Origin of the sequence: Micromonospora sp. NPDC047793 (assembly GCF_040642635.1) — a bacterium.
Lineage (GTDB): Bacteria > Actinomycetota > Actinomycetes > Mycobacteriales > Micromonosporaceae > Micromonospora.
The window spans coordinates 118,908-129,449 of sequence record NZ_JBEYSG010000012.1 but is presented as its reverse complement, the minus strand read 5'-3'; the positions used below and the strand labels follow the sequence as shown (position 1 = coordinate 129,449).

Here is a 10,542-nt window from a genome sequence, read left to right as displayed (position 1 = left end):
TCGTACAAGTCAAGACACTGACCGTTAAAGATTCTCTGATAAAACAGCAGGTCACAGCGCTGTCGGCAAACTCTTGACCCGCCTGTGCAACATGGCGTACGAAAGGCCCATGCCGTTGCTCGAATCCGCAGTGGATCTGCTCGACCTACACCGGGGACTGGACGACGAGGCCGTCGCGATCCGCGACACCACGCGCCGGTTCGTCGACCGCGAGCTGCGCCCGCACCTCGCCGACTGGTACGAAGCCGGGGCGCTACCGGTCCGCGAGATCGCCCGGACTCTCGGAGGTCTCGGACTGCTCGGGATGCACCTGGAGGGCTACGGCTGCGCGGGGGCGACCGCCACCGCGTACGGCCTGGCCTGCCTCGAACTCGAGGCCGGCGACTCCGGCCTCCGCAGCCTCGTCTCGGTGCAGGGCTCGCTGGCGATGTACGCGATCCATCGCTACGGCGGCGAGGAGCAGAAGCAACGCTGGCTCCCGGCGATGGCGACCGGCGAGGCGATCGGTTGCTTCGGGCTGACCGAGCCCGACTTCGGCTCCAACCCCGCAGGCATGCGAACCCACGCCCGGCGCGACGGCGGTGACTGGGTCCTCGCCGGCACGAAGATGTGGATCACCAACGGTTCGGTGGCCGACGTAGCCGTGGTCTGGGCCCGCACCGACGACGGCATCCGGGGCTTCCTCGTGCCGGCCGGTACACCCGGCTTCACCGCACCGGAGATCACCCGCAAGCTCTCGCTGCGCGCCTCGGTCACCAGCGAGCTGATCCTGGACGACGTCCGGCTGCCCGCCGACGCGATGCTGCCGGACGCGGCGGGGCTGTCCGCGCCGCTCTCCTGCCTCAACGAGGCCCGGTTCGGCATCGTCTTCGGTGCCGTCGGCGCGGCCCGCGACTGTCTGGACACCGCGATCGCGTACGCCCGGGAGCGGGAGATCTTCGACCGCAAGCTCGCGGCCTTCCAGGCCACGCAGCTCAAGCTCGCCGACATGGGCGTGGAACTGGGCAAGGCGATGCTGCTGGCACTGCACCTTGCCACGCTCAAGACGCAGGGGTTGCTGCAACCGCACCAGATCAGCGCCGGCAAGCTCAACAACGTCCGCGAGGCGATCCGGATCGCCCGCGAGTCCCGGACGGTGCTCGGCGCGAACGGGATCAGCCTGGAGTATCCGGTGCTGCGGCACGCCAACAACCTGGAGTCGGTGCTCACCTACGAGGGCACGTCGGAGGTGCACCAACTGGTCATCGGTCAGGCGCTCACCGGTACCGCCGCGTTCCGTTGACCAGTCCCACCCTCCGGCACGGTCGGTACCGGACGCGGCGTCGACCGTGCGGGTAGGGCACGCCCCGTTCGAAGGTGTACTCAAGTCCACTTCGCCCGCGCCGGGACGGACGAATAATCAACCCCATGACGACTCATCCGGTGTATTCGTTCGCTGCCCGTCGGCGGTTGCTGGGCTGGGCGTGCGTCCTGATCGGACTGGCGTTCGCCGAGGTGCTGGTGCTGGCCTGGGTGCTGACCACCCTGACGCTCGCCGCGCTGTGGGTCACTCTGCCGCTGTTCACCGGTGCGGTCCTCGCCGCTCGGGCGATGGCCGACAGCCGGCGCCTCCTCGTGCATCGGGAGCTGGGAATCACCGTCGGGCGGCAGTACCGTCCGCTGCCCTCCGCCGGGTGGTGGGCCCGATTCAGCACGGTGTTACGCGATCCAGCGACCTGGCGCGACACCCGCTGGCTGTTCGTGGACACGACCGCCGGGGTGGCGTTGTTGACGGTGCCGGTCGCGGCCTTCCTCGCCGGCGTGCTCGGTCTGCTCCTACCGCTGGTGTGGAGCACGCTGCCCGCCGGTGCGAGTCTCGACTTTCCGTTCGGCACGACGATCCACGACACTCGCAGTGCCGCCGCCAACGGCATCCCGTGGGGGATCTTCTATCTGTGGTTCTGCTGGCTGATCACCCCGGTGATCATGCGCTGGTACGGCGAACTGACAGCCGTCATGTTGCGCCCCGGCCCACGGGCCCTGCTCGCCGAGCGCGTCGACCAGCTCACCACGACCCGCACCCAGACCGTCGACGCCCAGGCGCAGGAACTGCGGCGGATCGAACGCGACCTGCACGACGGCACGCAGGCACATCTGGTCGCACTCGGCATGAGCCTCGGCATGGTGGAGAACCTGATCGGCGACGATCCGACCGTACGACCGCTGCTGGCCGAGGCCCGGACGCACAACGCGCAGGCGATCGCGGAGCTCCGCGCGCTGATCAAGGGCATCCGGCCGCCGGTGCTCAGCGACCGGGGCCTGGTCGGTGCCGTGGAGTCCCTGGCGATCCGGATGCCCCTGCAGATCGACGTCGACATCGACCATGCGGGCCGGCTCAGCGACTCGGTCGAGGCGGCTGCCTACTTCACGATCTCCGAGGCGCTGGCCAACACGGTGAAGCACAGCGGCGCACGCCGGGCATGGGTACATGGCCGCCGGAAGCACGACCGGCTGCTCCTGGAGGTCGGTGACGACGGCCGGGGCGGCGCGGTGTTCGTGCCGGGGGGCGGTCTGGAGGGCGTACGGCAGCGCCTGGCCGCGTTCGACGGCACGCTGGAGATCGGCGGACCGGCCACCGGTGGGACGATACTGACGATCGCGCTGCCCACCGCCGGCGCGTCCGTCGTCGCGGATCCGCTGCCCGGCGAAGCCGATGCCGAGCTCTCGACGCCGACGGGCCTCGACAGCCCGGTGGGCGGCGCCGAGCGGTAGCTCCGGGTCCGGCCCGCACGTCGACCACCCCGGGCCGGCGCTCCGGGTGGTCCGTGTGCCGCTCCGTCAGCTGTCGAGATAGGCGAGCACGGCGAGCACCCGTCGGTTGTCGCTGGTCGAGAGGTACAACCCCAGTTTGGTGAAGATGCTACTGACGTGCTTGACCACTGCCTTCTCGGAGACGAACATCCGGGCGGCGATGGCACCGTTGGACCGGCCTTCGGCCATCAGCGCGAGAACGTCCCGCTCCCGTGGGCTCAACGACTCGAGGGACCGTCCCCGTGCCCGGCCGGCGAGTAGCTCGGCGATGACCTCCGGATCCATCACGGTGCCGCCCGCGGCCACCCGCCGGACGGACTCGATGAACTGAGCGACGTCGAGTACCCGGTCCTTGAGCAGATAGCCGACCGCGCCCGCGCCGTCAACGAGAAGCTCACGCGCGTAGAGCGGCTCGACGAACTGCGAGAGCACGAGCACCGGCAGCCGAGGCACCACCGCACGGGCCTCGATGGCCGCCCGCAACCCGTCGTCGGTGTGGTGCGGTGGCATCCGGACATCGACGACGGCGACGTCGGGCCGTTGCTCGATCAGTGCCGTTCTCAGATCGGGCCCGTTGTTCACGGCGGCGACGACGTCGAAGCCGGAGGCCGTCAGCAACCGGTGGAGACCGTCCCGCAGCAGGGCAAGGTCCTCCGCCAGTACGACCCGCACGCCTGCACCCCGTCATCGGTGGAAATCGGTCGGCGCATCTTCGCACACATCGGGTGCTCGCGGATGTTCCATCGGCCGATCGTCGGGAGTGGACAGACTGCGGTCGGCTCAACCGCCGGACCAGGGGTGGCGGGTCACGGGGTCCAGACCACGTGCGGGTTGACGCGTCCGCTCCAGTCGAAGACGGCCATGTTGTCCCAGCCGTTGCCGCTGCCGTTGATGTCCGCCGGGTCCCAGCCGTTGCCCCGGATCGCGTACCAGGTCGGCTCCCAGTAGAAGACGCCGACGCCGCCGGCGTTGCGCACGGTGTTCTGGACCCAGCTGAACTGTTGTGCCTGCCCGGCCCAGGTGGCCGGGATGTTGTCGCACAGCACGGTGCCGGGGATCGCGTTCCCCTGGTGGTCGGCGTTCGCCGTGGTGAACTGGTACGCGGTCTCGGCGAGCACCACCGGCTTGCCGTAGCGGGACTTCACGTCGGCGATCACGTTGTACAGGTTCGCCAGCGAACCGTGCCACATGCAGTAGTAGGACAGTGCGGTGACGTCCCAGGTGACGCCCTGGGACCGGATGCCGTCGTAGAACCAGCGGGCGTTGGCGAGGCTGTCGGCGTTGGCGGTGTGGATCCACACCTGGGTGCCGCCGTTGCACGCCTTGGTGGCGCGGTGGCCCTGCTTGAGCAGGCTGGCCAGCGGGGCGAAGTCGTCGTTGACGACCCGACCGGTCGGCCACAGCATGCCCACGTTGATCTCGTTGCCGATCTGCACCGCGTCCGGGGTGGTGCCCTGTGCCTTCAGGGCGCTGCACACGTCGTGGGTGTAGGTGTAGACATCGTTCTGCAACTGGCTCAGGGAGTGGGTGGCCCAGGCCGCGGGCGGATACTGCTTGCCCGGGTCGGCCCAGGTGTCCGAGTAGTGAAAGTCGATCAGGAGTTTGAAGCCCTTCGCCTTGATCGTCCTGGCCTGCTGGAGCACCTTCGCCTTGTTGTTGTAGCCGCTGATCGGGTTGTTCCAGACGCGTAGCCGCAGGTAGTTGACGCCTTTGGCGGCGAGGATGTCGTAGGGGTCGGCCTGGGCGCCGGAGGCGTTGTGGTAGCGCGCCCCGAGGTCGAGGCTGCGTTGCAGGGACGAGACGTCGGCGCCGCGCATGGTGAGGGTGGTGGCCGCCTGCGCGGGGGCGGTCAGGGCCAGCGGGGCGGCGAGGACGACCACCGCCAGGGCGGCCCGGAGGGACCGTTTCATGGCGCTCCTTCACGGGGAGGATGCGATGCCCGCCGGGGAGCGGGCACGTCCGGCGGGGCTGCCGGACGGTTCGGGGACCAGGTGAGGTGGTGGGTACGCCGACCGTGGTCAGAGGCGCATCCAGTGTGGCAGTCAGCCCGCCGAGTGTCGACGCACATCGATGAGTTGGTGGTGGGCGGCACGGGTCAGTGCTCGTGCTCCGCGGCGAGGTCCGCGTTGGCGGCCGCACCTCGAAGTGTGACGAGGGACCAGATCGCGGCGAGGACCATGATCCCTGCGCCGATCGCGCCGGTGACGGTGATCGCGTCGGTGAACGCGGTCGTCGCGACACCGAGGATCGAGGCTCCGGTGCCGCTGTCGACCTCGTCGGCGACCAGCAGGGCCTCGGCCATCGTCGAGGATGCCCGTTCGGCCAGGGACTCCGGCAGGTGCAGCGTCTCGGTTCCGGCGGTGAAGGCCCTGGTGTACCAGGCGACGAGCATCCCGCCCAGGACGGCGGTGCCCAGCGTCGTGCCGATCTCGTAGGCGGTCTCCGAGGTCGCGGCGGCCTGACCGGCTCGTTCGGGCTTGACGGAGCTCATGATGATGTCGTTGCTCAGGGTCAGGCCGATGCCCGCGCCGAGCGAGACCAGCGCGAGGGCGGTCGCGACCAGGGCCGGGCTCGATGTCGGCGCCAGGAACGTAGTCAACCCGAAGCCTGCGGCGGCGACCAGGAGGCCGGCCGCGATGACGTACGCGGGCAGGACGCGCTTGACCAGGGTCGCCGCGACGAATCCGGCGGTGCCGGCGAGAACCGCCTGAGGTATGAGCCAGACGGAGGCCTGGAGCGGGTTGAGGCCGAGCACGAGTTGGAGGTGCTGGATGAGGGCGACCAGCGCGCCGACCATCGCGAAAATCGACAGCAGGTCTCCGATCACGGCGCCCCGGAAGTGCCGCACCGTGAACAGCCGGACCTCCATGAGCGGCGTCGGCAGGGTGAGTTGCCTGCGGACGAAGTGGGCGACCGCGATCAGGCCGACGACGAGGGCCGTCACCGCGAGACCGGTGTCCTTGCCACCGGCCAGGGTCTTGAGGGCGTAGACCACACCGATCATGCCCACCAGGGAGAGCACGACACTGAGCAGGTCGATCCGGTGCAGCTCGGGGTTGCGGCTCTCGGGCAGCAGCAGCGGACCGACGATCACGAGAAGCAGCATCACGGGGATGTTCATCAGGAACGCGGCCTGCCAGCTGAATGCCTCGATGACCCAGCCACCGAGGATCGGCCCGACCGCCGCGCCCACCGACGCCATCGCGCCCCACACGGCCATCGCGTAGCGGCGCTGCTGCCGGTCGAGGAACATGTTGCGCACCAGGGACAGCGTCGAGGGCATCATGATCGCTCCGCCGACGCCCAGGAGGGCCCGGGCGCCGATCAGCATCCACGGCGAGGTGGCCAGCGCGCCGGCCACGGAGGCGATCGCGAAGACGACTGCGCCGATGAGCAGGTTACGTCGTCGACCGAAGCGGTCGCCCACGGTGCTCATCGCCACGAGCAGGCCGGCGAGAACGAGCGAGTAGATGTCGATCATCCACAGCTGCTCGATGCCGGTGGGGCTCAGCTCAGCGGAGATCGCCGGTAGGCCCAGGATCAGGACGGTGCCGTCGATCGTGATCAGCAGCAGGGGCAGGACGAGGACGGCGAGACCGATCCAGGTTCTGGCGGTGGCCTTGGGAGGGGCGTCATTCATCGAGACTCCTGTCGGCAGTCGGCGGGGCGGCGACGTCGCCAAGCTACCGTCCAGATGGTCGGTTAGACAACACAGGCGGTTTGTTGTGGCGGACGAGCGTGCCGCCACACTCCTTCGGACGGGCCCTACCAGGACCCCGGCACGCAAAAGGGCCTGCTGTGCCGAACGGCACAGCAGGCCCCAAAGGCCGCAGGAGAGGTCAGATGGGCGCGGGGAAGGTGCCGTCCGTAGCGAGGTCGAGCAGGAGCCGGCGCGCGGTCGCGATGCTCGCCTCGTCCTCCTCCCCGTGCAGGACCGCGATGGCGACCCCCTCGGCGGCGCGACGCACGAGCTGGACGCGCTCGGCACTCAGCCCGTCGGCGGCGAGCTGCTCGCTCCACCACTCACTGCGCTCCCGCACCACAGCGGCAATCCCGGGGACCGCGTACAGGCCGCTCCAGATCGGCACCGACGCGACGTCGCGCGCCGCCACGACGTCGGTGCTTCCCGCGCAGAGGGCGCGAACGTAGGCGCGGAGCATCTTGCCGGGGTAGTTCTCCGACAGGTCGAGATGGCTGAGGACCGCCTCCTGGAAGCGTTCGTACGCATCCTCCACCACGGCCATCACGAGCTGCTCCCGGCTGCCGAAGTGGTGGATCAAGCCGCTCTTCGACACCCCGGCGGCGGTGGCGACCTGGGCCAGGGTGATGCCGTCGCCTCTCTCCAGGATCATCGGGGTGGCCGCATCGAGCACGGCACGCCGAGTGCGCTCCGCGTTTCGCGTCTGCCGCCCCTCAGTCACCGGCGCACCCACCCTCGACTCCGCTACGGACCATTTGGTCGACACTACAACGCAAGCGGACAGATGAGGGCGTCGGCGTGAACGTGCTCAGAGCTCCCGGTTCCGCGCATCCCAGGCGCGGATGCCGTCCAAGCGCTGCCCCGGCCGGAGTGCCTGCGGAGGGAACCAGAAGATCACCACATCGGTGTCCGCACTCCAACGAGCCAACCGCGCCGTGACCGTCTGGCCGCCGACCGTGCCGACGATCCCTGCGGCGGGCCCGACGAAGTATCCGAAGGTGGGCACTGGGTCGTCCGGCAGCACCTCACCCGACGGCTCGTACCCGATCTGGTGGAAACCGGGCCGGCGGTCGGCACCCTCGACGTCGTTGACCAGGAAGTCCAAGGTCAATTGCTGGGTGGGGGTACGCCGTCCGGCGGCCAACCCGATCGTCACCCCGGGCGCGCGGGGCACGCTGACCGGGACGACGTAGAACACCCGCTCCTCGTCGCCATACCAGATGCCGGTCCGCACGACGTCGCCGATCACCGGTGGGGGTGTCGCGACGCCGGTGGGTGTCTGCTCAGTCGATGCGGTGGCGGTCGCGGTGGGTGCCGGGTCCGGTGGCGCGGCCGGTTCCGGGGGGCGAGGTCGGTCCCACGCGACCGCGACGCCGACGACCAGCACGATCGCGAGCACGATGGTGCCACCCTGGACCGCCCAGCGGCGACGGCGCAGCCGACGGCCGTCGCGCATGATGGTCTCGACGTCGAACCGGCTCCACTCGGCCTGTTCCGTCGCCTGCATCGCCGCACGGAGGCGGTCTGCCTCGGTCATCGATCCCCTCCCCGCGTGTCCGGAAACTCGACAAGGGTCTGACGCAGCTTCTCCAGCGCACGGGAACTCGTGCTCTTCACCGTGCCCACCGAGACCTCCAGCTCGCGGGCCACCTGCAGTTCCGGCAGGTCGAAGAAGTAGCGCAACACCACGATCGCCCGTTCACGAGCAGTGAGCGTGCCGAGAGCGTGCTGCAACGTCCGTCTGGCGGCGACCTCGTCCGCGACGTCATCCCGATGCCGGTGCGGCACCTCGTCGGTGGGATGCTCCCGGATCGGACGCCGCCAACCGTCCACGATGTAGTTGGTCATCACCCGTCGGGTGTAGGCGTAGGGGTCGTCGCGTCTGACTCTCGACCAGGAGGCGTACGTCCGGACCAGAGCGGCCTGCGCGGCGTCCTCGGCCTGGTGATGGTCGCCGGTCATCAGGTACGCGGCGTGTGCCAGCCGTCCCGATGCCGCCCGGACGAACTCGACGAACTCCGCGTCACCCCTGGCCATGCTGCCTCACGACGTCTCTGACGGGCAGCACCGCGAAAAGGTTGAGCCGCCAACGGATCAACTTTCCGGAATCGTCGGCCGTCCTTCTACCACCTGCCACGACCAGCGGCAGGCCCCATGGACGGAGGACCATGAGCTCGTTCGACACCGGGGTGCGGACCGCCCGGGATGCGTTTCCGCCGTTGGTCGTACCGCTGATCGCCGTGCTGCTGGCCGGATGCGCCCCGACCGCCGACGCGGACGCGCGGGCCGCCGAACCCCCCGGACCGACGGTGACCGCCGCACCGACGGTGACCGCCGTTCCCCTCGCGCAACCGCCTCCGCCGCCGGTCGGCTATCCGGCGACGGGCGACAACACGTGGGACATCGCGCCCGGCGAGCCGGGCTCGGGGCGGCGGGGCGCCGGGCAGTTACTGCGCTACCAGGTCGCGATGGAGCGCGGCATCCGGGGCATTCCGCTTGTTGAGTTCGCCGACCAGGTCACCGAGGCCCTCGCCCACCCGCAGGGCTGGACCGCCGGCGGACAGTGGCAACTGCGCCGGGTCGGCCCCGGCCGCCGGCCCGACTTCACCATCTACCTGGCAACCCCGGTCACCCGGGACGTGCTGTGCCAGGACACGCCGGACGGCTACACCTCCTGCCGCAACGGTGATCGGGTCGTCCTCAACGTCGCCCGGTGGGTCAAAGGAGCACCCGGCTTCGGCAAGGACATCGACCGCTACCGCCAGTACGTGGTCAACCACGAGGTCGGTCACCGCCTCGGCATGGGCCACGAACTGTGCCCGGGACGTGGCCGACCGGCTCCGGTGATGCAGCAGCAGACACTGGGGTTGCACGGCTGCACCGCCAACGGCCTGCCGTACCTCGACGGCAGGCGTCACTCCGGGCCGCCCGGGGCCTACGAGGATCGGATCCCGCCCCGCGACCGGGGCATGCCGAGCGACTGAGGCACACCCCTACCGTCAGACCTCGCGACCCGGGTGAAAGCCTCTCCTACCGCCCCTCGCGGAGTATCGAGAAGCGCGATCAATCGCGCGAGGGAAACCGTTCGGCGGTAAGGCGTGGGACGGCCCCGACAGTCGTCTATCCGGGCCGTCCACCACCTATTATTGATCATTGATCGTGACTAGAGTTACCGGCCGTGGGAGCAATCGGGCACGTCCGGCGGTCTCGACTGTGGATCGGCGCGTTCTCCGGCGTAGTGGCCGTCGCCGCACTTCTCACCGTTCTCCTCCTTGACAACGGGAATGCGGCCGCGCAGGCAAACGCGCAGGCAGTCTATTGTCTGGCACCCGAGCGTCGCGCTGACTTCCTGCAAGCTGTCGCAAACCTCAAGCTCGGCGAGCCGGTCGAGAACGCCCCGGATCAGGTGCAAATCGGCACAAGGACGATTCCGCTGCGAGAGTGGCGTGTGGACGGTGCGACCGCCGACGATTTCCGGGTGGCGTGTGCTGCCTTCTCCGCGACCGCCTCGGGCGCGCCCACAGCAACGGCGGGCGGTGGCAGTACGGTGCTCACCTTCGTGCTCGCCCTGGTGACGGCGCTCGTTCCGGTGGGACTCACCTCGTGGTTGAGCTATCTGACGTCCGTTCGCAGGGACGCGGAAGCCCTCCGCCGGTCCCGTACCGACGCCGTCCGCGCCGCAGCCACGCGATTCAGCCAGGCCGCCGAGGCATACCTGCAGTTGCGGGCGAACAGTTCCGCACCCGGCGACGAACTCCTGGCGACGATGCACGAGCGCCGTCTCGAACTGGCCGCCGCACTCGCTCCGGTGACCGCCGCAGCGGGCGACCGGGGCCGTCCGCAGGGGCTTCGGACCCGCCTGGAGACGGAACTACGCGGAGACGTGGTGGGCCGGGCAGGAAAGATCGACAACAGCCTTGCCGAACTCATTCTGACCAGAGTCGGGGCCCTCGTCGCCGAGGCAGAAGAGGTCGCGACCGAGTACGAGAGTGGGACGCGCACGCCGCACACCGCCGGATCCAAGCACGGCATGGGGAGCTGAGCAGCCTGCC

General features: G+C 69.5%; 10 protein-coding genes. 4 read left to right on the top strand and 6 right to left on the bottom strand.

Translation table 11 applies throughout. The annotated features are described in order from the left end of the window. Nucleotides 1–109: 109 nt before the first annotated feature. Both ABZ738_RS22665 and ABZ738_RS22660 read left to right on the top strand, forming a co-directional pair. A complete protein-coding gene (locus ABZ738_RS22665) occupies nucleotides 110–1,282 on the top strand; it encodes an acyl-CoA dehydrogenase family protein (RefSeq protein ID WP_131051179.1) in 1,173 nt (390 codons plus the stop codon). Between the two features lie 125 nt (nucleotides 1,283–1,407). Continuing rightward, complete coding sequence (locus tag ABZ738_RS22660) at nucleotides 1,408–2,751, top strand: sensor histidine kinase (RefSeq protein WP_131051178.1); 1,344 nt, start codon at nucleotides 1,408–1,410, stop codon at nucleotides 2,749–2,751. Between the two features lie 66 nt (nucleotides 2,752–2,817). Here the strand turns inward: ABZ738_RS22660 and ABZ738_RS22655 are convergent, their stop codons facing one another. From ABZ738_RS22655 to ABZ738_RS22630, 6 genes are all read right to left on the bottom strand, one after another. Beyond that, a complete protein-coding gene (locus tag ABZ738_RS22655) occupies nucleotides 2,818–3,462 on the bottom strand; it encodes a response regulator transcription factor (RefSeq protein ID WP_131051177.1) in 645 nt (214 codons plus the stop codon). Nucleotides 3,463–3,596: 134 nt separating this feature from the next. Then, nucleotides 3,597–4,700, bottom strand: coding sequence for a glycosyl hydrolase 53 family protein (locus tag ABZ738_RS22650; RefSeq protein ID WP_357216061.1), 1,104 nt, complete (start codon nucleotides 4,698–4,700; stop codon nucleotides 3,597–3,599). Nucleotides 4,701–4,885: 185 nt separating this feature from the next. Next, complete coding sequence (locus tag ABZ738_RS22645; protein ID WP_357216059.1) at nucleotides 4,886–6,430, bottom strand: MFS transporter; 1,545 nt, start codon at nucleotides 6,428–6,430, stop codon at nucleotides 4,886–4,888. A 199-nt stretch (nucleotides 6,431–6,629) separates the two neighbouring features. Continuing rightward, on the bottom strand, nucleotides 6,630–7,223 hold the full coding sequence (locus tag ABZ738_RS22640; protein WP_357216057.1) for a TetR/AcrR family transcriptional regulator: 594 nt from the start codon (nucleotides 7,221–7,223) through the stop codon (nucleotides 6,630–6,632). Nucleotides 7,224–7,298: 75 nt separating this feature from the next. Continuing rightward, nucleotides 7,299–8,027, bottom strand: a complete 729-nt coding sequence (locus tag ABZ738_RS22635) for a hypothetical protein (protein ID WP_131051173.1) — start codon at nucleotides 8,025–8,027, stop codon at nucleotides 7,299–7,301. Continuing rightward, nucleotides 8,024–8,527 carry a SigE family RNA polymerase sigma factor gene (locus ABZ738_RS22630; protein ID WP_131051172.1) on the bottom strand — a complete coding sequence of 168 codons (504 nt, stop codon included), beginning with the start codon at nucleotides 8,525–8,527 and terminating at the stop codon, nucleotides 8,024–8,026. The genes ABZ738_RS22635 and ABZ738_RS22630 overlap by 4 nt, the downstream gene beginning before the upstream one ends. Nucleotides 8,528–8,658: 131 nt before the next feature. On the opposite strand from ABZ738_RS22630, the gene ABZ738_RS22625 reads away from it, so the two are divergent. Both ABZ738_RS22625 and ABZ738_RS22620 read left to right on the top strand, forming a co-directional pair. After that, nucleotides 8,659–9,474: a DUF3152 domain-containing protein gene (locus ABZ738_RS22625; RefSeq protein ID WP_357216053.1), complete on the top strand. Its 816-nt coding sequence runs from the start codon at nucleotides 8,659–8,661 to the stop codon at nucleotides 9,472–9,474. A gap of 194 nt (nucleotides 9,475–9,668) precedes the next feature. Then, nucleotides 9,669–10,532, top strand: coding sequence for a hypothetical protein (locus tag ABZ738_RS22620; RefSeq protein ID WP_357216050.1), 864 nt, complete (start codon nucleotides 9,669–9,671; stop codon nucleotides 10,530–10,532). Nucleotides 10,533–10,542 lie beyond the last annotated feature (10 nt).

What these genes read in the sequence shown, in the direction of transcription:
- ABZ738_RS22630 (WP_131051172.1), bottom strand. Translation starts at nt 8,527, where the DNA reads ATGGCCAGGGGTGACGCGGAGTTCGTCGAGTTCGTCCGGGCGGCATCG.
- ABZ738_RS22650 (WP_357216061.1), bottom strand. Translation starts at nt 4,700, where the DNA reads ATGAAACGGTCCCTCCGGGCCGCCCTGGCGGTGGTCGTCCTCGCCGCC.
- ABZ738_RS22625 (WP_357216053.1), top strand. Translation starts at nt 8,659, where the DNA reads ATGAGCTCGTTCGACACCGGGGTGCGGACCGCCCGGGATGCGTTTCCG.
- ABZ738_RS22635 (WP_131051173.1), bottom strand. Translation starts at nt 8,027, where the DNA reads ATGACCGAGGCAGACCGCCTCCGTGCGGCGATGCAGGCGACGGAACAG.
- ABZ738_RS22665 (WP_131051179.1), top strand. Translation starts at nt 110, where the DNA reads ATGCCGTTGCTCGAATCCGCAGTGGATCTGCTCGACCTACACCGGGGA.
- ABZ738_RS22645 (WP_357216059.1), bottom strand. Translation starts at nt 6,430, where the DNA reads ATGAATGACGCCCCTCCCAAGGCCACCGCCAGAACCTGGATCGGTCTC.
- ABZ738_RS22660 (WP_131051178.1), top strand. Translation starts at nt 1,408, where the DNA reads ATGACGACTCATCCGGTGTATTCGTTCGCTGCCCGTCGGCGGTTGCTG.